The following is a 22,497-nucleotide window of genomic DNA, read 5'->3' on the forward strand; positions in this document are numbered from 1 at the left end:
AAGATGGCCGGATCATGACAGGCGAAACATGGCACTGAACAACGAACAGCAGATCGCCGTGCACCGCATGGTGCTGGCCGCCCTGGGGGCGGCGGCGGCGCTGGGGCTGTGGCTGCTGAGCGATCACTGGGACGACACGGCTTTGGCTGCGCCGGTTTTTCTGGCGCTGTTCATCTTTGTGCCGGTCTATTTCGGGGTGGCCCTGGCGTTGGCCGGGCCGGTTTCGGTCGGGCGTGCTTTGGCGGGGGCGCTGGCGCTGACCGTTCCCGTGACGGCTCTGGTCAGCCTTGCGGGGCTGCGGCAGGTGCAGGCGACCGATCTTCTGGACGATCCGGCGATGCTGGGCGTGGCCGCGCTTTTGGTGCTGTTTTCCACGCCGTTCCTGTTGGTCTGGTTGCAGGATCGACCGTCCGTGTTGCGCTATGCCAGCCTGTTTGACGCGGCCTGGACCATGACGGTGCGCTATGTCGCCGCCTGGGCCTTTGTGGCGGTGTTCTGGTTGGTGGTCTTTTTGTCGGATTCGCTGCTCAAGCTGGTTGATATCGACGCGATTGGCCAGGTGCTGGGAACGGATTGGGCGCGGTTCGGGCTGAGCGGTGCGGTTCTGGGGTTGGGTCTGGCCGTGGTGGACGAACTGCGCGACACGATCTCTCCATTTGTATTTCTGCGGCTGTTTCGGCTTTTGGTGCCGGTGGTTCTGGCCGTGGTGGCGGTGTTTCTGGTGGCGGTGCCGGTGCGGGGGCTGTCGGATCTGTTTGGCGATTTCTCGGCGGCGGGTCCGTTGATGGGGGCGGCGATTGCGGCGGTCACACTGATCAGCGTGGCTCTGGATCGCAGCGATGAGACCGCGGTGCGGACCCGTGGGTTGCGGGGGGCCACGCGCGGTCTGGCGCTTTTGTTGCCGTTGCTGGCCGCGCTGGCGGTCTGGGCGCTGGTGCTGCGGGTGCGTGACTATGGCTGGACCCCGGATCGGATTTTGGCGAGCCTGTTTGCGATGTTCCTGCTGGCCTATGGGCTGGGTTATGGTGCCGCGTGTCTTGGGCGCACCGGCTGGATGGCGCGCGTCCGCCGGGTCAATGTTGCGATGGCTTTGGCGGCCATCGCCGTTCTGGCGTTGTGGATGACGCCCGTTCTGGATGTCTATCGCTTGTCGAGCGCCAGTCAGCTGGCCCGGTTTCAGGCCGGGCAAAGCAAGCTCGTACAGCTTCCGTTGTGGCAAATGGGGCATGACTGGGGGCGCGCCGGGAAAGCGGCGCTGGCGCGGCTTGAGACCATGACGGATCGCGCGGATCATGCCGAGTTGCTGGCGCGCATTCAGGACGTGCGCAACGAGGTGAACCCGTTCCAGTTTGAGCAGGCGGTACAGGCAAGGTCGGCTCCGGATCGCGCACGGGCGTTGCTGGAGGTAATGGCGGTGCGCCCGCAGGGCAGCCGGATGTCACCGGGGCTTTTGGCGGCGGCGCCCGCATACCGGCTGGACCAGTGGCTAACCGGATGTCGGCGCCGCCTGCCGGACGGGCGGGCGGGCTGCGTTCTGGTTCAGGGCGCGTTCTCGCCGTCGGCCCCGGCCGGTGCGCAGGGCATCGTGCTGTATCTGGACGGCGACGGCACGGCACGGGCCGACCATGTGGTTCTGCGTATGCCGGGCGAAGCCGCGGTGCGCGATGTTTTCGACCCGGTGGCCAACAGCTGGCCGATACTGCCAGGGGAAGCGGTGGCACAGGCGCTGGACGGCGAATTTCAGATTCGCCCCAGTGGCAGCAATGCGCTGTTCATCGGCGGTGCGGTTTTGGGGGCGGCGCCGTGAGCCCGGTGTCATCCGGCGTGAAAAAATAGGTCGAATTGCGAATGTCAGGCCTTTCTTAAGACCTGTCTGGCGATGTTTTGATACGTCAAGCAAAGGGGCCGACATGCATGGTTTGATCAACAGAGCCATCCAATCATTTTTTTGCACGACCTACGGCACCGATCGCTGGCAGCGGGTGACCGAGGCAGCGGGGTTGGAGTTTTGCGAGTACGAGGCGATGCTGATCTATGACGAAGAGCAGTCCTTTGGCATGCTGGATGCGATGGCCGCCGAACTGGACCGTCCGCTGGACGAGGTGCTGGAAGATATCGGCACTTTCCTTGTGTCCAATCCCCAGGTTGAATCCCTGCGCCGGTTGTTGCGGTTTGGCGGCGTGACCTATGTGGAGTTTCTGCATTCGCTGGATGATTTGCCCGATCGCACACGGTTGGCGGTGTCGGATCTGCATTTGCCGGCGCTGGAGCTGCGGGAACATGCAGCCGGCCAATTCAGCCTGACCTGCCATCCGGGTCTGCCGGGCCTTGGCAGCGTGCTGGTCGGGCTGTTGCGGGCGATGGCCGACGACTACGGCGCGCTGGTGATGCTGGACCGTCAGGGTGGCGGCAACGGGAACGGACGGGATGTCATTTCCATCACTTTGGTCGAAACCGCTTATGCCGAAGGCCGAAGCTTTGATCTGGGGGCACGTGCAGGATGATTGACCGCGATCAATTGGCCGATACGCTTGAACTGATGTGTCCGATGTTCGTGCTGTTGGATCCGACCGGGCATATCGTGCGGGTCGGTCCGACCCTGCAAAAACTGCGCCCAGACATGCAGATGGCGGGCGAGCGGTTTCTGGAACTGTTCGAACTGACCCGACCGCGGGCGGTGGCGAACCTGACGGGTCTTCTGGCCAATGCAGGTACCAAGCTGCACCTGCAGTTCCGGGACGAGCCGCGCACCTCTCTCAAGGGGGTGATCGTGCCGGTTCCGGATGGGACGGGTGCCATTGTGAATCTGTCCTTTGGCATTTCTGTGCTGGATGCCGTGCGCGATTATGCCCTGACCAGCGCGGATTTCTCGGCCACCGATCTGACCATAGAGCTGTTGTATCTGGTCGAGGCAAAATCTGCCGCGATGGAAGCCTCGCGCAAGTTGAATCTGCGTCTGCAGGGGGCGATGATCGCGGCCGAGGAGCAGGCGTTTACCGACACGCTGACCGGTCTCAAGAACCGCCGGGCGATGGATCACGTGCTGGCGCGGATGGTGGCCAGTCCGGTTCCGTTTGCCCTGATGAATCTCGACCTGGATTTCTTTAAGGCGGTGAATGACACCATGGGTCATGCCGCCGGCGATCATGTCCTGCAACAGGCGGCGCGGATCATGGTCGAGGAAACCCGCGACGAGGATATGGTGGCGCGGGTTGGCGGCGACGAGTTTGTTCTGGTGTTCAACCGGCTGCTGGATCGCAAGAAATTGGCGCGGATCGCGCGACGCATGATCGATCGGCTGGAAGAGCCGATCCAAATCGAGGGGCAGACCTGCCAGATTTCGGCCAGCATAGGCACGGTGTTTTCTAACCAGTCGGCGACGGGGGACCCGGCGGAGTTGTTGCACAAGGCAGATATCGCGCTGTACAAGTCCAAACGGGCGGGCCGCGCCTGTCATACATTCTATAGCTCCGATTTGACCGACAGTTCGCAAGAACCGGTTCCTTCATCGTCTATGCCGCCGGAAACATCCGCGCGAGCGGCGTACTGACGACACGGCAGAGCCGTTCCAAAGCCCCGTAACATCCGGTTTCCGAACGGTTTCGGCTGCGGGTCCGGATTGAATTTCTGCGGCGTTTTGCGGGATATTCAGCAAAGACCGCACATTCCGTTTCCGGCTTTATACGTGCCGCAACGGGAAAACTGTGGCGGCGCGGCAGGGCAAATTCTTACACAATTGCGTCAGTTTTGCGTGTCTGCCCCGATCCAGAGGGGAAAACCGGCCATTTTCGGCCCCGTTGGCGCGTCCGTTCCGCGATCTGGAAAGACAGCCCTTGCAGCCTTCGAGCCGAGCGGCATAGGGTCAAGCTGTTGAAATAGAGCCATTCGCCGACATCGGCGCAGGGCCTTGGATGGCAATGCGGCGCTACGGGGCAGGAGACGGGAAACATGATCATCAGGCTGCCATGCGATTTGCCCTGACCCTGCTGACCCTGCTGCTGGTGGCGGTGATCGGAATCTCGGCCGCATTGTTGTTGCGGTCCTGCGGGGTACGCCTGCCGTTTTCGCAGCGCATCATCAGCGTATGCGAGAATGCGGATCTGTTGGCATTGCGGGCGGACCTGGCGGTTGCCGACCGGGCCAATGCCGATCTTTCCTCGCAAGTCGGCGCGCTTGAGCAGCAATTGGCCGGGCTGGTCTGCGAAGCGGATCCACCACCGCTGCCGCCCCCGCCGCCGCCGCCCAGGCCCAAACCGCCGGCCAAGCCAAAAACGCCCAGCGGTCTCGCGCCGGATGCGTTCGATGGCCGGGACATGTCGGTGATGGAGGGCTGTTGGCAGCTGTCGTCGGATTATGCGGTGCGCGATATCAACACCGGCAAGATCACCCGGTTCAAATACTGGCGCATCTGTTTTGACAAGAACGGCAACGGCACCGAACAGATGCGGTCGACCGACGGCGCGCGCTGCAATGGACGGCTGCGCGGGCGGATGCCGGGCAATGGCACCCTGACCATGCGTGAACCGGGCAATCTGCAATGTGACAACGGTGCGTCGATCTTTCGCCGCGATGTGACCTGCAAGCTGGATGCGCGCGGCACTGCGAAATGCGATACCTATCAACCCGAAACCAGAGGCCGGGGCGAAGCGACGCTGCGCCGGGCCGGGAGATAACCGCGATGGCCGATCATTTCCTGTCCAAGATCCGCGTGACGCCCGAGGATTTTGTCGAGGCCAACGGCGTGCCGGTGCTGCAGCGCCATGGCGAATTGCGCAGGCTGCTGGCCGAACGGGCCGGACCCGAGGTGGCGGGGTTGTTTGCCGAACCGCTGGTCAGCCAGGGCAATGACACCGCGCCGCCCACCGTTTCCTGGTATGGCGAGGGTGAAGGCGAAGCCCGCCCTCTGGCCAGCCTGTCGCCGACCGAACGAGACCGGGTCGAGACCTATCTGAGCGACCATCTGCGCCCCTTGCGGGTCCTGGCCGAACAGCCCGAAACCGCCGATCTCGCGCTGGGGGCGCTGAGCGTCTATGGCCACGACAATGTGTTGGTGGTGGGCGACAGGCCGGTGATCGTGAACTGGGGGCTGCTGCCGGGGGGCGGCGGCGCCAATGTCGGTCTGCGTCCGGCGCATTTTGCCGAGACGCTCGGCCGGTATCTTTCCCTGGCCCCGGCTTCGGCTCCGACACAGGCGGTACCATCGACGCCACCGGCATCTGTCACGGCTGCTGCCGGGGCTGCGGTTGCGGCCCAAACGGGACCCGGCCGAGAGCCGGCGCGTCGGGTGGTTTCGCCCATCGCCTGGGTGCCTTTGGCGATCCTGCTGGTTCTGGCGGGGGCGGTTTTGGCCTGGCTGTTGATGCCGGGGACACGGTTGTTTGCCCGCAGCGGCACAGTGCCCGCCGTCACCGAGCAGGCCACATTACAGGCGGCGCGCGCGCTGAACGACAGCCTGCGCGATCGCCGGGCGACACTGCAGGCGGCGCTGGATGGGGCGGTGTGTCGACCGGACGGAATTCTGGTGCTGCCCGACGGGCGCACGCCCGAGGGGCTGACGCCGCCCGCAGTTGGCGTCGCACCGCAGCGAAAGGCCAACGTTATTCCCGATGCGCTGTTGCCCAACAGCCCGGCGCGCGTGCAGGTGCCGGATGGGGCAAACGCGGCGGGCGAGGGCAGCCTGTTGCAGTTGATCGAGGCGCGCACGGTGCTGGTTCTGGCGTCGCCGGGCGCGACCGGGGTGACGACGGGTACCGGGTTTTTCATCGGCCCCGGCCTGGTGGTGACCAATCGGCATGTGATTGAGCCGGGGCTGGTCGAGGGCGGGCAAATTTTGGTGACCGGTGGCGTGTTGTCGTCGCCGCAACCGGCGCGGGTTCTTAAAAGCCAGGGGCCGTTGATGGAGGCGGGGGGCGATTTTGCCCTGTTGCAGATCGACCAAACGGACACGCCGGCCTTTACCGTCCATTTGCCATCCGCATCGTTGCAGTTGAACAATGTGGTGGCCGCCGGGTTCCCCGGGGATGTGCTGGCAACCGATGTCAGCTATGCGGCCCTGAAATCCGGTGATCTGGGCGCGGTGCCGGGGTTGACCGTGACCGATGGCATCATCAACACCGAACAGCAGATCGGTGCGCAGACACACGTTCTGATGCATTCCGCCGCGCTGTCCAGCGGCAATTCGGGCGGCCCGCTGGTGGATATGTGCGGACGTCTGGTCGGGGTGAACACCTTTGTGCGAAAGGGTCGTTTGCAGAACCGCGGCTTTGCGCTGAGTTCGGGGGATCTGATGGCGTTTCTGAACGGCACAGTGGCCGCGCCCGAGGTGGACAGCGCGCCCTGCGCCCCGGTGGTGATGCGCGCGGAGGCCAAGACTTCGGCCCCCGCAACCGCGCCCGGATCGGACTAGGGGCCGCAGATGTTCGAAGCCTTCCTGGTCACCACCTCGACCGCAGGGTTGCGGCCTCTGGGCTCGGCGGCCCAGCGGTCCTTTGAGTTGGTCAGCGAGACGGTGCGCAGCCGGTTGGGCCATGACCACGCCCGGCTGTTTGCCGAGCCGGTGGCGACCGAACATGGCGACAGGGTCGACTGGTATGCGCCGATGGCGGGGGCGGCGGTTCCGTTGCCGGACCTGCCGGAGGATCAGCAGCAGGCGGTGCGGGACAGATTGGGCGTTCTGGTCGCCGACATACGCACCGAGGCCGAGCGTCTGGGCGAGAGCGCTGATGCGCAGGATCAGCGGCTGTCGGAGGCGCTGGCCAATGCCATCGAGATCCCCGATGACAGCATGGTCCACGTGGTTCGGGATGCTGACGGTGCGCTGCATCCGGTGTTGGTGCATTGGGCCTGGCTGCGGGACGCACAGCAATCGGTGCGCGGGGTTCTGACCGCGATGGTGCCCAGGCCAGGGGCGGAGCAGGCGGCAATGGCGCCTGCCGCTGGAGCGGCTTCCACGCCGGGGAATGCGTCGGCCGCGTGGTGGTGGCTGATCCTGCTGGGGTGGCTGTTGCTGGCGTTGATGCTGGGCTATATCCTGTATCTGCTGATTGCGCCCTGCGGGCTGACTCCGGGGCGGCTGGGATATTGCCCGCGCACCCCCGACGAGGTGTCCGCCATCCCCGGCGAGCGCGAGGTGATCGAGGACGAGGTGGCGCGGTTGCAACGCGAATTGGCCCTGCTGGATCGCGGTTGTCAGCCTGGCGTTCCGATTCTGCCGGCACCGCCGCTGCCCAAGACCGGCCCGGACAAATCTGTGCCCGATCGGGCGGATCCCTCTGACAAGACCGACCTGTCGCCCGAGGCCGTGGGGCGGCGGCTTGTTGCGCGCGGAGCCGAACGCGGCGCGCTGAATTTTGCGCTGTCCTGGGCCAGCGAAGACGATATCGATCTGGCGGTGATCTGCCCGGGCGGGCAGGAGATTTCGTACAAGAACCGCAGCGATTGCGGTGGCAGCTTTGATCTGGACGCCAATGTGAAACGCGCCCAGGCGGTGGCGGACCCGGTCGAAAACATCGTGTTCGATCAGGTGACACCGGGCCTGTATAAGGTGCGCGCGACGCTCAAGGGAGACCGGACGGAGGGGGAAAAACCGGTGACGCTGCATGTATTGCGTCAGGATGGCCGTTCCCGGTCATATTCTGGTACAGTCAGTGACAAGGCCCCTGAGTGGTCGTTAAACATAAGCATTTCAAGGTAGGCAGGATGCAGCATTCACACCATCTGGCGCAGCTGACCGATTGGCGCTCTGAAGTGACGCTGGTGCCCTATTCAGGGACGCAGATCCTTGATTTCGGCTTTCGGCTGGACACGCTCGAATTGAAGAATGCGCGGTTTGTCGAACGGGTCGTCGGCGGCACCGACGCGGCCGAGGAATGGGCGCTGCTGCCGCTGACCGGGGATACCGACAGCGACGCGGTTGTCGAAGAGAACGCCACGCCTGAGGACGACGAATATTCGGTGCGCGCGGTGGCGGCGCTGGAGCCGTTCCTGTCAAAATGGATGCCGGTGCCGGTGCTGCGGATCAAGACCGACCGCGGGCCGGGCGGCGAGGAACGGTTTGATCCCGGCCCGTCCAGTTGGGCCCGCATCCGCACTGTCGAGTTGGAGGAACCGGACCCGGTGAGCGGACACACCCATCGGGTGCAGCTGGCGCTGGATACGGCGCTGATGGCCGGGGATCAGAGTTTTCAATATGTCGCGCCCGAGCGCAGCGATGCGGAAAAGTCGCGCGATTTCAGGTTCGTCAGCGATCCGGCGCGGATGGACTGGTTCTTGCGACGGCTGGAGCCGGACAGCGACGGGCAGATGCTGGATTTGCAGAAATGGGTGTCGGACTGGCTGGACGACACCTTTATGTCCTATAAACGTGCCGAGCGGCCGGGACGGCGGATCACCCATAACGAGCTGCCGCATAAATTTGAGCATTGGGCGCGTTATCTGGCCTATCTGCGTCTGATCGAACACGCGGTTTCGATCCCGAAACTGCGGTTCGCCAATACGGTCAGCGTGCGCGAAAGCACCACCCCGGTCGAGGTGGAGCTGGTGCTGGACGTGGGCAATTCGCGCACCTGCGGCATCCTGATCGAGCGGTTTCCGGGTGAAACGCGGCTGGACCTGGCGCGGTCTTTTCCTTTGGAGGTGCGCGACCTGTCGCGGCCCGAATTCCATTACTCGGGCCTGTTTGAAAGCCGGGTCGAGTTTTGCGAGCATCGGATGGGCGACGAACGCTATGCCAGCCGCTCGGGCCGGCGCAACGGGTTCTTGTGGCCCAGCTTCGTGCGTATCGGTCCCGAAGCGCTGCGGCTGGTGGCGGGCGAAGAGGGGACCGAGACCGCCTCGGGGCTGTCCAGTCCGAAACGCTATCTGTGGGACGACGCGCCGATGTTGCAGGACTGGCGGTTTCATCACCATTCGGACCCCAACAACCTGCCCAAGTCCCTGCGCGCGGCGATGCGCCATCTGAACGAGGCGGGCGATGTGCTGGAACAGATCGAGGCCGATGAAAAGGCCCGGTTGCGTCCACGTGGCAAGACGGCGAAATCCCCGGCGATCCGGCCCCGGTTTTCGCGCGCCTCGCTGTTCGGGTTCATGCTGGCCGAGATCATTGCCCATGCGCTGATACAGGTGAACGCCCCGGCCAGCCGGGCGCGGCGCCCGCAATCGGAACTGCCACGGCGGCTGGACCGGATCATCCTGACCCTGCCCACGGCAACGACGGCGCAGGAACAGGCCATCATCCGCTCAAAGGCCAAGGGCGCGCTGGCGCTGGTCTGGGCGATGCTGGGGCTGAAGGATGGCGATAGCAGCATCAGCCGGATGCCGGAGCTGATCGTGGAATGGGACGAGGCCAGCGCAACACAGCTGGTCTATCTCTATTCCGAACTGACACAGAAATTCGACGGGAGGATAGATCGGTTTCTGGGTCTCAAGGGAACACCCCGTGCGCGCGTGCCGGGGGCGCAGGCGGAACCGTCGCTGCGACTGGCCTGTATCGACATCGGCGGTGGCACCACGGATTTGATGGTGACGACCTATTGGGCCGAGGCGGGCCGCATGCTGCAGCCGCGCCAGACCTTTCGCGAAGGGTTCCGGGTGGCGGGCGATGACATGCTGCAACGGATCATCGCCGCGATCATCCTGCCGGGATTGCAAGCGTCGATCGAGGCGGCGGGTGGCCGGTTTGTCGGCGAGAAACTGCGCGAGCTTTTTGCCGGGGATATTGGCGGGCTTGATCAGCAGAGCGTGCAGAAACGACGGCAGTTTGCGCTGCGCGTGCTGATGCCGGTTTCGATTGCCATCCTGAAGGCCTGTGAAACCGCCGGTGAGTTCCAGCCTCTGACCCTGGCGCTGCGCGATGTGCTGCCGCTGGGCGGTGAGGACCCGGCCGGCGACAGCCAGGTGCCCGAGACGCTGATTGCCTATATCGAGGAGGCAGCACGCGATCTGGGGGCGGTCGATTTCCGTCTGAAGGCTGTGGATCTGACCTTCAGTCGCGAAGACGTAGACGCCATTGCACGCGAAGTGTTCCAGAAGGCGCTGAGCAACCTGGCCGAGGTAATCGATCATCTGGGCGTGGATGTGGTGCTGTTGACGGGGCGGCCCTCGCGCCTGCCGGCGGTGCGCGCGATTTTGGAAGAGATGCTGGTGGTGCCGCCGCACCGGCTGATATCGATGCACAGCTACAAGACGGGGCGGTGGTATCCGTTCCGAGATCCGGTCACACAGCGGATCGGCGACCCGAAATCGACGGTCGCCGTCGGGGGCATGCTGATTGCCCTGTCCGAAAGCCGGATTCCGAATTTCAAGGTCGAAACCGGGGCGTTCCGGATGCAATCCACAGCGCGCTATATCGGCGAAATGGACAGCTCGGGGCAGATCATGGCCGACCGGGTGTTGTTTGCCGATGTCGATCTGGATGCGCGCAAGACCGAAAGCGATCTGGTGGCGCAGATCACCATGTACACGCCGGTGTATCTGGGGTCGCGGCAATTGCCGCTGGAACGCTGGACCACCACGCCGCTGTACCGGCTGGATTTTGCCACCCAGTCCGCCCAATCGCGCGCGCCGCTGGCGGTGACCTTTGAGCGCACCGAATTCGACGAGGACCCGGACCGCGAGACCAGCGAAACCGTGCTGCGCCGCGAAGCGATGCGCGAGGCCTTTGTGGTGAGCGAGGTCGAGGACAGCGAGGGGACCGGCATGAAGGTGAGCGAGGTCGAACTGCGTCTGCACACGCTGGGTTTTGAGGATGACTATTGGATCGACACGGGGCTGTTCCGGTTGTGAGGAGGGCGCGGGTATGAGCACACAGGACCAAGATCAACTGGCGGCGGACTGTCGCGAATTTGCCAAGTTGACCGAACAGGCGCTGGCCTGGATCACCGATGCGGACAACGCCGAACTGGTCGGGTCGGAAACCAAGTCTCTGGTGCAGATGATGCGGCGCGGCGCGCGTCGGGCGCGGCGTCTGGCCCGCGCGGCGCAAAGCCGCATGTCGGTCAGTGTGTTTGGCCCCAGCCAGGCGGGCAAGTCGTTTCTGGTCTCGGTGCTGGCGCGCCCCGAGGACGGCCCGCTGGTGGCCGATTTTAACGGTCCGGGCGGCACCCTGGATTACATCCGCGAGATCAACCCCGAGGGCGAAGGCGAAAGCACGGGTCTGGTGACGCGGTTCACCATGGACCATGCCCCGACGCCGGACGGGTATCCGGTGCGACTGACTCTGCTGAGCGAGGCGGATATCATCCGCACTCTGCTGAACAGTTTTTTCATGGATGGCGACCGCAGCGAACCCAGCCCCGAGGCTGCCGAGATCGCAGCCCATCTGGATGCGTTCAAGGCCCGCGCCGGGGCCGGACGCGCCGGCATGAGCCAGGACGACGTGCATGAGATCGGCGAATATGTCGAGACGGCGTTTGGGCGCGAAGCCTATGCCGTTGCGCTGCGCCCGTTCTGGGAAGACGCGGCGGTGATTGCGCCGGGGCTCAGCCCCGAGGACCGCGCGGCGTTTTTTGCGTTGCTGTGGGGGGGGCATGCCGCGCTGTCGGAACTTTATACGCGGCTGGCCAAGGCGCTGGCACAGTTGGGCCATGTCGATCAGGTCTTTGCCGGTCTCGACGCGCTGGTACCGCGCGAAACATCCATCATCGACGTCAAGACCCTGAGCGGGGCGGCGGATGGCGCGCCTTTGGCTGTGGTGGCGGCCGATGGCCAGCCGGTGTCCCTGCCGCGGTCGATCATCTGTGGTCTGGCGGCTGAACTGGTCCTGCCGATGCAGAGCCTGCCCTCGGCGATGTTTGCGGAAACCGATCTGCTGGATTTCCCCGGTGCGCGCAACCGTTTTGAGCAGGATCTGGGCAAGGCGTTTGACGACAATGCCGCCGCCATCCTGCCCGAGCTGCTATTGCGCGGCAAGGTTGCTTATCTGTTCGACCGTTATGTGCAAAATCAGGAGATTACCTCGATGTTGTTGTGTGTGCCGGACAGTAACATGGAAACGGTGGACCTGCCCGGACTGGTACAGAACTGGATCGGCACCACCCACGGCGCGACCCCCGAATTGCGGGCGCAAAGCGCGTGCGTGCTGTTTGTGGTGCTGACCAAGTTCGACAAGCATCTGGGAGATTCCGCCGCCGAGGGCGGTGACGAAACCCGGTTTGAACGGCGCTTGGGGGCGTCGCTGCTGGAAAAATTCGGACGTGGCAGCGATAATTGGGTCGGTGAATGGGAGCCGGGGCGGGCGTTTGACAACTGTTTCTGGCTGCGTAATCCGAATTTCTATGTCGACGGGCTGATGGAATATGATCCGGACAAGCGCGAGCGGCAGATCCGTACCGACAAGCAGGCCCGCATCGCCGAGTTGCGCGCGGGCTGTCTGGCCGCGCCGTCGGTACAGCGCCATTTTGCGGATCCCAAGGCGGCCTGGGATGCGGCGCTGTCGCTGAATGACGGCGGAGTCAGCTATTTGACTGCGGCGCTGGAACGGGTCTGCAAACCCGACAGCAAGCTGCGCCAGATCCGTGCCCAGTTGCAGCAGGCCCAATCCGAGTTGAAACAGGCCATCGCCCCCTACCATGTCAGTGACGATGTGCAGGCCCGGATTGCCGAGAAACAGCAATCGGTGACGCGGGTGATCGACGATCTGGAACAGGCGCTGGCGCGGCACCGGTTTGGCGCGGTTCTGGCGGCGCTGATGGTCGATCAGGATGAGATCGAGGGGCGCATCGCGCGGGTGCCCAGTTCGGTACGGATCACCAGTGCGGTCAGTGCGGCCGGCGAAACGCGGGATGCACCGGTGCTGCAGCGTCCGGCGCGCCCCGATCGCGCACCGGTGGCAGTGACCCGGCCTGACGCGGCGGCGGCACCGGATTCGGATATCCGCACCATGACGCTTGAGCAGTTTCAGGCCGAGACCGCGATCGAGATCTGGATCGACCGGATGAAGCAGTTCCGTGACGACCGTACCCGGCGCGGGGCCTATGGTCTGGGCGAAACCACCACCGGGGATCTGGTGGCCGAGCTGATCCATGCCGCGCGCCGCACCGGGTTGGGACGGCGGACAGCGGCGCAGCTGGAACAGGTGAATTTTGGCCTGAACGTCGAGAAACAGGCGCAGCCTGCCTCAATCCTGGGGGCCGAGAGCATCAACGGATTTGTCGCAACGCTGGGGATGGACGAAATTCCGCCAAAGGATCGGCCACAGGTGCAGACGCCCGACGGCAACAGCCGCCCGATTTTCCAACACGCTCCCGCGGCGGACACCGTGGACGATCTGCCCGCGCAACCGCGCGCGGTCGCGCACCAGGTCTGGACCGACTGGGTCTTTGCGCTGGACGCGGCGTTTGTGGCCAATGCCAAGGACGGCATCGGTGGCGAGATCAACGTCGAGCAGAACTTGCGGCTGGGGCAGATCCTGGCGGCGCTGGACGGGTGCGCGGCGGTATGAGCCTGACGATTCATCCAGACCCCCAGCACCCGGCGGGCGGTTATGCGTTTCTCGAACTGCCGTCGGGCAGTCTGCCGGATGCACCGGTGTCGGTGGCCGTGTTTGATTCCTATGGCGAGCGCTGGCTGGCCCCGCACCCGGAGCAGGGTGACCGGATCGATATCGGTGACGCCGTATGGCAGGCGGATCGCGTCGGGTTTGGTCCCTATGAGGTACATCGCCACGATGGGGCCGACTGGGTCCGGATCGGCCCCGAAATCGTCAATCGGCTGGACGAATACATGCCCTTGCGTATCGAGGTAGACCGGCAGGGCTATGATGTGTCCTGGCCCGATGACGTTCCGCCCCGTGCCGGTGCGGCGGTACTGGGCGGTCTGCGTCCGGTGGCGCGCAAGATGGCCGAAGCGTCGGCGGATCGACTGGTCGGAACGCGCCCGGCCGATACTCTGGATCCACCCGAAGTTGAAGAGACTGTCCTTGTGCAGCCGCCAATCGCCGAGCCGACGGCGCCGGAACCGGCGGGACGGAGAATTCGAATAGGCAGCCTGATCTGGCCTCTGGCGGTCTTGATGGTGGCTGGGGCCGTTGCGGCCTGGTACCTCTGGCCTCTACCGGACGATGACCAGGCCGGGGAAACCGAGGCCGAGCATTGCAGCCTTGCCGCCCTGTCGGCCGTTGCGGGTGGGTTCACCGCCATTGCCGACGCGATCCGGAAATGCGGTGCCGATGTCTCGGCCGATACGGCCCTGCGTCTGGTCGAAGAGGCCGCCGCGCAAGACGATGGCGACGCGCTGCTGCTGTTCGGCACGCTTTATGATGGCACCCGGCTGGATCCGCGCATCGAGACTCTGGTGGGGCTGACCTTTGAGGATGATCCAGCCAAGGCGGCGGAATACTATGCCCGCGCGGCGGGTGCCGGTGCAGCCGGGGCCCAAGGCCATCTTGCGGATATCTGCCAGATCCTGTCCGCGTCCACTGCGACCTTAGCCAAAGGGGCTTATGATGATTTCTGTTCGTAAACGGTTGCCTGCCTGTGTCATTGCGCTGACCCTTGGGGTGACGGCGGCCCTTGGCGGTGCGGTCGCGCCGGTCTGGGGCCAGAACACCGAGCGACCGTTGTTGGCCGAAGGGCGCAAGACGGTCTATCAAAGGGTTCTGACCCGTCCGGGCGCGCTGCATCACGCGGACCCCGGTGCCGACCCGACGCGGGGCTATCCGGCGTTCCAGCCGTTGTATGTCTATGGTGCGCAAGCGGGATGGTATCAGGTGGGTCCGTCGGTTTCGGGCGGGCCGACCGGCTGGGTCAGGGCCGAGTCGGTCGTGCCCTGGAAACAGAATATCGTCGCCGCCTTTACCAACAGCGCCGGGCGCAAACGTCAGTTCCTGTTTGCCGACGAAGACAAGCTGCGCAACCTGATGGAGCATGAAAGCTTGCGCGGCATGCAGGACCGGATGCTGGCCGAGATCGCCGCCGGGTCCGTGCCCGAAGAACGCGGCATTGTCGCAGTGGAACCGCCGGAATTCGTCAATATCGTCGATCAGCTGTATCTGATGCCGATCCTCGATTTCGCCCAGGATCTGCACCCGCTGAACTACGAAGAGAATCTGTTGATGAAGGTCGCATCGGTGCCGCTGCGCGAGGATGGCAAACCGGCGCAGGCGTCGTCGGCCAGTTTCGATGCGGGCATTGTGTTCGTGTTTGATACCACCCAATCGATGGATCCGTATATTCAGCGCACCCAGGCGGCGGTGGAAAAGATCGTCAAGGATCTGCAAGGCACCGAGATTGGCGACCGGGTGCAGTTCGGCGTGGTGGCGTTTCGCGACAACACCGCCGCCGCGCCCGAACTGGAATACCGCACGCGCACCCTGTTGCCGTTGCAGCGGCGGCAGGATCAGACCCCTGTGGTGGCCACGATCCGCGCCGCCACACGGGTGGCGCAGGCCAATTCGCCCGGATTCAACGAAGACAGCCTGGCCGGGGTCGAGGATGCGGTCGATCTGACCGATTGGACCGGCGGTGGCAGTGATCCGTTCGACGCGCGTATCGTGATCCTGATCACCGATGCCGGACCCAAGGATGTGCGCGATCCCAACGCGCGCAGCCAGATCGGGGCCAAGGAATTGCAGCGCAACGCCCAGGACAAGGGGGTGGCGGTCATGACCCTGCACCTGCAGACCCCTGCCGGGGGCGATGCCCAGCATGCCTATGCCGCCAGTCAGTATCGCGATCTGTCGCGGTTTCATGACAACACGTTTTACTACGGCATCGAGGACGGCTCGCCGCAGGCGTTTCAGGATACGGTGACCTTGTTGGTCACCGCCCTGACCGACGTGATCAGGGTGGCGCGCAATGAAAACCGCGTTCTCAGCCCGCAAGACACCGGGCCGGAGCTGGTCAATCTGGGGCTGGCTTTGCAGTTGGCCTATCTGGGGCGGCTCAAGGGCACGCAGGCCCCTGACGTGATCGAGGGCTGGGTCTCGGAAAAGGCGGTCGAGGATCCCACCCGGCTGGCCATCGAGCCGCGACTGCTGGTCACCAAGAACGAGATGGCGACGATGGCGGATCTGCTGTCCGAATTGCTGACGCTGGGAGAACAGAGCCGGGGCGCCGAAGACGCTGCAAATTTCTTTTCCCAGGTGCGCGATGTGGTTGCGCGGATGGCGCAGAACCCCGACCGGCTGATCAATACCGACAGCGAGACATTGGGCGGGGCGCTCGAATTTCTTGAGGATCTGCCCTATGAAAGCCAGTTGATGCTGACCACACAGGAACGGTGGGCGCAGAGCGCGATGAACCGGCGGGCGATTCTGGACGGGATGCGCCAGAAACTGGTGCAATACCGCAAGTGGCTGTTGGATCCGGCGGTCTGGACGCCGCTGTATGACGGTGCGCCGGATGGGGAATATGTCTTTGCCATGCCCTTTGATGTGTTGCCCTGACCGCCGATGACCGCTGGCCTGTACATGCGCGATGGTCACGTCAGCCTGCGCGATGGCGACCGGCAGTTTCGGCTGCAGATCGATCACTTGCAGGTGCGACCCGGACAGGCGGTGGCGCTGACCGGTACCAGCGGATCGGGCAAGACCCTGTTGCTGGAACTGCTCGGGCTGCTGCGCGCGCCGGGGCGGGGAACACGGTATGTTTGCGGCGACCGCGATCTGGCCGCGCTATGGGACAGGGGGGCGCGCAACACCGAGCTTGCGGCGATGCGCGGGCGGCTGTTCGGGTTTGTCCCGCAGACTGGCGGTCTGATGCCGTTTCTCACCGTCGCCGAGAACATCGCCTTGCCGCAACGGGTGAATGGATGTCCGGATGCGGCGGGGTGCGCCGCGTTGATCGACAGATTGGGATTGAACGCTGTTGCCGCGCTGATGCCCGGCGCGCTTTCGATCGGTCAGCGCCAACGGGTCGCCATTGCGCGGGCACTGGCCCATCGCCCGCCCTTTGTCATCGCCGATGAACCCACCGCAGCGCTGGACAACGACAGCGCGGATGGGGTTCTGGAACTGTTGTTGGAAACAGCGCGTCAGCAGGAGACCGGCGTGATCCTGTCCAGTCATGATATCGCGCGTATTGCCCGGTTTGGCGTTCCGCGCCTGCATCTGACGACCCGGACCCGCGGCGCGCAGGTGACCGGCACGCTCGCAGGCCTGACATGCTGATCGTGACCCTGGCCTGGCGCGACCTGATGCGCGACCGGTTCTTTTTGTGGTGCAACGTTGCGGTGATGGTGGGTATCTTGGTGCCGCTGTTGGTGCTGTTCGGAGTCAAGAACGGGGTCTACACGGCACTGATCGGCGAGATGCTGGCCGATCCGGCCAACCGGCAGATCGACACCCAGGGCAACGCCAGCTTTGACCGGGGCGATCTCGTCGCGATGCGCGACTGGCCCGAAATCGCGTTCATGACGCCCAAGGTCCGGGGCCAGTTCGACTATATGAACGTGCGGGCCAAGGGAGGGCGCCGGATGCGCCCGGCGCTGATTATTCCAACCGGGTCCGGGGATCCGACGCTGCCCCCCGAGACGCAGATTGACCCTGACCAGGTTGCGGTCAGCGCCCAGTTGGCCGCGCAACTGGATCTGGCGACGGGCAGTCAACTGGAGCTGATCAGCCAGGCCGAAGGGCGCCCCAAACAGTTGGTCCTGCCGGTCACGGTGGCCGTCGTGCTGCCCGAAACGGCGGTGTCCGGGCGCGCGGTGCTGACCCCGTTTGCGATGCTGGATCTGATCGAGGCGTTCTATGATTCCTACAGCCTGCCGGACTTTGGCATCAAAGGCACCCGCGATCTGTCTGAGCGGGTCGACTCCTATGAAGGGGTGCGGATCTACGCGCGGCGGCTCGAAGATCTGGCCGCGCTGCAGGCCCGGATCGAGCGCCACCTGAGCATCGGGACCACCGCGCGCACCCGCGACGTCGAGTCGTTGCTGGGGTTGGGGCGCAAGCTGAACCTGGCGCTGGGGCTGACGGCCGGGCTGGCGGCGCTGGGGCTGGGGGCGGCGCTGGTATTGGGATTCTGGTCCGATGTGAGCCGCAAAAAGGTTGTGCTGGCGGGGATCGCGCTGTTGGGTGTGCCGAGCCGCCAGCTGGCGCTGTTCCCGGTGGTGCAGGCCTTGATCACTTCGCTTTTCGGACTGACGATTTCATTTATGTTTTACCTGATCGCAGGGCAGATTGCGGCAGAGCTGTTCGGACAGGGCTTGCCCGGTGAGGCGGGGCTGACGCGGATCACGTTGCCGCAGGGGCTGGCGATCTGCACCGGGGTTTTGATGCTGGTTCTGGGGGCCGCGGGGGTTGCGGCCTGGTCGGCACAGCGGCTGGATCCGGCCAGCGTTTTGCGGGAAGGGGTCTGAAAATGCGGTTCTGGTTAACGATGCTGTTGCTGTCTTGCGCGGCCCCGGTTGCGGCGCAGTCGGATTGGCCCTTGGACCTGATCGACCCCGCCCATGCGGATGATCCTGCCGATCTGATCCTGCCGATGCCCTGCGGTGTCGCGATGGCCTTTCAGAAAGTCAGCGTACCTGTGGATACGGATGATCCGCTGGCGGACCGGCGGGTGCGGTTGGGCCAGTCGCTGGATCAGACGGGCTATTCCGACTATCTGTTGCCGGCCTATCTGCGCGGGCCGTTCAGCGATGCGGAGAGCGGTACGGATACGGGCAGCACCCATTACTATATCGCGCGATATGAGCTGACCCGGGGCCAATATCGCGCGCTGACCGGCGATTGTGCGCCGCCGACACGGGCCGACCGGGTCGCGCAGGGTGGACTGAGCTGGTTCGATGCGGTGGGGCTGGCGCGGGATTATTCGCAATGGTTGTTCCGGAACGCCCCGGATCGGATGCCGCGCGCGGGCGAGGCCATCGGGTTCGTGCGGCTGCCGACCGAGGCCGAATGGGAATATGCCACACGGGGCGGAGCGCGGATTGATGCCACCAAGTTTCCCGGGCTGACGTTTTTCGGTGCCGGAGACCTGCGGGCCTATGCCCGGTTCCAGGCGGCAGGGTCGTCGCGTGGCAAGCTGGGGCCGATCGGGCTGCGCAAGCCCAATCCGCTGGGCCTGTTTGATGTGTATGGCAATGCCGAAGAGCTGATGCTGGAGCCATTCCGGCTGAATGCTATCGGCCGCGCGGGCGGGCAGGTGGGGGGGATCGTCACCCGTGGCGGCTCGGTTCTGTCCACCGCCGATCAGATCTACAGCGCGCAACGCACCGAATATCCGCCGTATGACTGGGCCACCGGCGGCCCTCTGCAGGGCGCGACCTTTGGCCTGCGGTTGGTGCTGGCATCGCATATCGCCACCTCGGATGACCGGCTGCGCCAGATCCGGGATCGCTGGGTTGAAATGGCGGGCTCGGGGGGCGAGAAAGCAGAGCCGACCGTTGATCCCGTGGCCGAGATCACCCGTCTGATCGAAGCCGAAGTCGACCCCCGGCGCAAGGCGGCGCTGGATGACCTGAAACTGGAATTCCGCCGCTCGCGGGACCGGACCCAGACAGCCTTGCAGCAATCGGCACGCTCGACCCTGCTGGCCGGCGCGGTGTTTGTCGACTCGCTGGATGAAAATGCCGGAGACATCGAAAACAAGGCGGGAAACATCCGCCTGCTGATCGATTTGCAACGGGCTGGAAACAACAGCCGGGTCTATGGTCGGCAGGTCGAGAAACACGTCGCCGAGATCAAGCAGATGCGGCAGGTTCAATCGACCTATCTGCTGTCCCTGCGCGCCGCGCTGGAGACGTTGACCACCGATATCGGCGCCTCCGAGCGCCAGGCCGCCTATGACGTGCTGCGCGAGGAACTGTCGTTGTCGGGGCGCACACAGACCCTGCAAACACTGGAACGGTTCTGGGCGGATCTGGCGGTCTATGCGGCGCGGCCCGATATCAGCCCCGCGGATCTGTTGAAGTCGGCGTTGGATTGAGCCGCCTGGCAAAGGCAGAATTCACAATCCCGCCATTTGACGGCCCCGAGGCGGCCAAAAACCGCCGTCAATCTTGACAACTATACGGTTGGGTGTTGGGCTGGTATAATATCATTCAGTATTCCATTGACACAGAACCGCCGGACCGCTGGATCGGACCGGCAACATGGTTTCAAGTGAGGGTAAAAAAATGTTTGCACGAAAAATCTGTACATCTCTGGTTGCCGCCAGCCTGATCGCGGTCCCCGTTCAGCGGGCCCAGGCCAATGACGCGGCGGCCTTGCTGGGGGGTGCCCTGCTGGGGGGGATCATCGTCAATGAGGTTCATAAGAACAAACAACGCAAGCGCACCACCACGACCACGCGCCGCACCTATAGCAGCGGTGTGTCGTCCGCGCAGCGGGCCGAGAACCGGCAGGTGCAAACGGCGCTGAACTATTTCGGCTATCATGTGGGCAGCGTGGACGGGTCTCTGGGCCGTCAGAGCCGCGCGGGCATTTCCCGCTATCAGGCGGATATGGGATATCAGCCGGACGGGTACCTGGACGGGTATGAAAAGGACTTTCTGCTGGGCAGTTATCAGCGGTCCTTGGCCAGTTCGAGCGTGCCGCCCTATAACCAGATCGTCGCCAGTCAGGGGTACAACGGCCTGCTGCGTACCTATCGCAACGAACAGCTCGGTATTGCCACCCCGAACATGAACGCCAATGTTCAGACAGCAGCGGTGCAGGCTCCTGCGCCAATCCCGGCACCAGCCCCAATTCCGGCTCCGGTGGCGGCGCCGGCCCCGGCCCCGGTTCAACCCGAGCCGGTCACGGCACGGGCTGATACCGCCGCTCTGCCGCAATTCACCTTTGGTCAGGTGCCGCGCTCGGTGAACGAGCATTGCAACGAAATCAACGTTCTGACCGCGGCCAATGGCGGTATCGCCACTGGGGGTCGGATCAGCGATGCGGAATTCGCGTTGAACGAGCAGTTCTGTCTGGCGCGCACCCATGCAATGGCGGAAAGCACGTCGATCGTATCCACGATTCCAAACATGACCGATGCGCAGGTTACCCAGCAATGCGAAGGGCTGGCACAAGCCATCGCGCCGCAAATGGTTGCGCTGGAGACGGAAACCCCAAATCAGGTGATCGCTGACACTTCTGCCTTTTTAGAGGGATCCGGTCGCCCGATGGATCAGCTGATCTCGGCTGGAAAGGTGTGTCTGGGGGTCGGCTATCGCACCGATAATGCGGCAATGGCGCTGGCCTCATCCGTGTTGCTGGTGTCGGCCGGGCAGACCGGATATGGAGAAATGGTCAGCCACCACATGCGCGAAGGCTTTGGTGCCGCGCAAGCGTCGGCTCAGAAATCCGGTGCATGGATGAACATGGCACTGAACGCACTGGCCGGGGGCGGAACCGCGGTTCTTGGGCAGTCCTCGGACCGGGTGGCGGTTCTGCGGGATGCGATGCAAGGGGGCAGTTCGCCCTCTGGCGCAGTCTCGGCCCTGCCGATATTCCCGACGACCCCGTCGAGCAACTGAGCGCCGGCCGCGAAAAAAATCCCCGGCGCGCGAGGGCGGGCCGGGGATTTTTTGCGGGAATGGCCTGGGGCGCGGGCTAGCCTTTTCTTTTCAGGATTTCCTTGCGCTTCTTTTCATATTCACTTTCGGTGATTGCCCCCGCGTCCAGCGCCGCCTTGAGATCGGTCAGTTCCTGACCCGTGGTTGCGGTGCTGATGGTGTTGGTGGTTTTTGCCCCACCGCCACTACAGGCGGAGACCGCGATCAGAGACAGAATAAGAAGGCTGCCGATAGCGATGCGTTTCATGTTGTTTCCTTGTTTGTCGCACTGTCGACACATCAGTACCGCAGCCAATTTTGTCGTCAACCCGCATGACCAGGGGGCACGCGCAAACGGAGCAGGCGTTGCCGATGTCCCGCACGGTCCGAGGGCGGTTCGGAATCTGGTCTTTTCGGTTTGAAACGGTCAGAGTGACTTCAACGTCTTTGCGGAGAAACGCCATGCTGATCGTCCACCATCTGAACAACTCGCGCTCGCAACGCATCCTTTGGCTGCTGGAGGAGCTGGGGCTGGACTATGATTTGAAATCCTATCAACGCGATGCCGAAACCAACCTGGCACCGCCAGAGTTGTTGCAGGTGCATCCTTTGGGCAAGTCACCGATGATCGAGGACAAGGGGCGGCTGATTACCGAAAGCGGTGCCATCGTGGAATACCTCTGTACGCGCTATGGTGCGCATATGATCCCTGCTGCGGACAGCGACGATTGGATCAGCCATCAAGAGTTGATGCATTTTGCCGAAGGCTCGGCGATGACGCCCATCCTTCTGGCGCTCTATGTGGGGCGGCTCGGAGCGGCGGGCGCGCCTTTGGGGCCACGAATCGAGCACCAATTGGACAGCCATTTCAATTACATGGAAACCGTCCTGCGACCGTCCGGGCATTTCGTTCTGGATGAGCTGTCTGCGGTGGACATCATGATGAGCTTTCCCGCCGAGGTCGCCGTGCGGCAGGGCCGGGGGGATGCGCACCCGAAGCTGGCCGCATTCGTCGCGCAGATCCACGCGCGGCCAGGTTTCGAACGCGCGCTGGAACGCGGCGGAGGCTATGCTTTCGCCTGA

16 protein-coding genes are annotated in these 22,497 nt (G+C 64.1%); 15 read left to right on the top strand and 1 reads right to left on the bottom strand.

The annotated features are described in order from the left end of the window. The first annotated feature begins 28 nt into the window (after window positions 1–28). The 14 genes from NANH_RS0104270 to NANH_RS25455 all read left to right on the top strand — a co-directional run bounded on the left by NANH_RS0104270 (window position 29) and on the right by NANH_RS25455 (window position 21,396). The gene (locus tag NANH_RS0104270) at window positions 29–1,807 is read left to right on the top strand and encodes a DUF4153 domain-containing protein (RefSeq protein WP_051372234.1); all 1,779 of its coding nucleotides are present in this window, start codon (window positions 29–31) and stop codon (window positions 1,805–1,807) included. Window positions 1,808–1,910: 103 nt separating this feature from the next. Then, complete coding sequence (locus NANH_RS0104275) at window positions 1,911–2,504, top strand: heme NO-binding domain-containing protein (RefSeq protein WP_027260915.1); 594 nt, start codon at window positions 1,911–1,913, stop codon at window positions 2,502–2,504. Next, window positions 2,501–3,550 (top strand): GGDEF domain-containing protein, encoded by a 1,050-nt coding sequence (locus tag NANH_RS25435; RefSeq protein WP_051372235.1) that lies wholly within the window; start codon window positions 2,501–2,503, stop codon window positions 3,548–3,550. Before NANH_RS0104275 ends, NANH_RS25435 begins: the two co-directional genes overlap by 4 nt. A gap of 415 nt (window positions 3,551–3,965) precedes the next feature. Continuing rightward, window positions 3,966–4,673, top strand: coding sequence for a hypothetical protein (locus tag NANH_RS0104285; RefSeq protein WP_139236319.1), 708 nt, complete (start codon window positions 3,966–3,968; stop codon window positions 4,671–4,673). A 5-nt stretch (window positions 4,674–4,678) separates the two neighbouring features. Further along, complete coding sequence (locus NANH_RS25440) at window positions 4,679–6,406, top strand: trypsin-like peptidase domain-containing protein (protein WP_051372236.1); 1,728 nt, start codon at window positions 4,679–4,681, stop codon at window positions 6,404–6,406. A 9-nt stretch (window positions 6,407–6,415) separates the two neighbouring features. Then, window positions 6,416–7,693 (top strand): hypothetical protein, encoded by a 1,278-nt coding sequence (locus NANH_RS25445; protein WP_051372237.1) that lies wholly within the window; start codon window positions 6,416–6,418, stop codon window positions 7,691–7,693. Between the two features lie 5 nt (window positions 7,694–7,698). Then, the gene (locus NANH_RS0104300) at window positions 7,699–10,782 is read left to right on the top strand and encodes a virulence factor SrfB (RefSeq protein ID WP_036049413.1); all 3,084 of its coding nucleotides are present in this window, start codon (window positions 7,699–7,701) and stop codon (window positions 10,780–10,782) included. 13 nt (window positions 10,783–10,795) lie between these two features. Next, window positions 10,796–13,438 carry a virulence factor SrfC family protein gene (locus tag NANH_RS0104305; protein ID WP_027260918.1) on the top strand — a complete coding sequence of 881 codons (2,643 nt, stop codon included), beginning with the start codon at window positions 10,796–10,798 and terminating at the stop codon, window positions 13,436–13,438. Further along, entirely contained in the window at window positions 13,435–14,457 is a 1,023-nt protein-coding gene (locus tag NANH_RS0104310; RefSeq protein WP_036050453.1) for a hypothetical protein, read from the top strand. The genes NANH_RS0104305 and NANH_RS0104310 overlap by 4 nt, the downstream gene beginning before the upstream one ends. Then, on the top strand, window positions 14,441–16,381 hold the full coding sequence (locus NANH_RS0104315) for a vWA domain-containing protein (protein ID WP_036050456.1): 1,941 nt from the start codon (window positions 14,441–14,443) through the stop codon (window positions 16,379–16,381). Before NANH_RS0104310 ends, NANH_RS0104315 begins: the two co-directional genes overlap by 17 nt. 6 nt (window positions 16,382–16,387) lie before the next feature. Next, complete coding sequence (locus NANH_RS25450) at window positions 16,388–17,104, top strand: ABC transporter ATP-binding protein (protein ID WP_036049415.1); 717 nt, start codon at window positions 16,388–16,390, stop codon at window positions 17,102–17,104. Beyond that, complete coding sequence (locus tag NANH_RS0104325) at window positions 17,098–18,294, top strand: ABC transporter permease family protein (protein ID WP_027260921.1); 1,197 nt, start codon at window positions 17,098–17,100, stop codon at window positions 18,292–18,294. The genes NANH_RS25450 and NANH_RS0104325 overlap by 7 nt, the downstream gene beginning before the upstream one ends. A gap of 2 nt (window positions 18,295–18,296) precedes the next feature. Further along, on the top strand, window positions 18,297–19,865 hold the full coding sequence (locus NANH_RS0104330; RefSeq protein WP_036049417.1) for a formylglycine-generating enzyme family protein: 1,569 nt from the start codon (window positions 18,297–18,299) through the stop codon (window positions 19,863–19,865). 190 nt (window positions 19,866–20,055) lie between these two features. Then, complete coding sequence (locus NANH_RS25455) at window positions 20,056–21,396, top strand: peptidoglycan-binding domain-containing protein (RefSeq protein WP_036049419.1); 1,341 nt, start codon at window positions 20,056–20,058, stop codon at window positions 21,394–21,396. Between the two features lie 76 nt (window positions 21,397–21,472). Here NANH_RS25455 and NANH_RS0104340 read toward each other — a convergent pair whose 3' ends face one another. Beyond that, complete coding sequence (locus NANH_RS0104340) at window positions 21,473–21,682, bottom strand: SHOCT domain-containing protein (protein ID WP_027260923.1); 210 nt, start codon at window positions 21,680–21,682, stop codon at window positions 21,473–21,475. A gap of 194 nt (window positions 21,683–21,876) precedes the next feature. Between NANH_RS0104340 and NANH_RS0104345 the strand changes: the two genes are divergently transcribed. Beyond that, entirely contained in the window at window positions 21,877–22,497 is a 621-nt protein-coding gene (locus tag NANH_RS0104345) for a glutathione S-transferase family protein (RefSeq protein ID WP_027260924.1), read from the top strand.

The sequence above is a fragment of the Sedimentitalea nanhaiensis DSM 24252 genome, assembly GCF_000473225.1.
GTDB classification, from domain to species: domain Bacteria; phylum Pseudomonadota; class Alphaproteobacteria; order Rhodobacterales; family Rhodobacteraceae; genus Sedimentitalea; species Sedimentitalea nanhaiensis.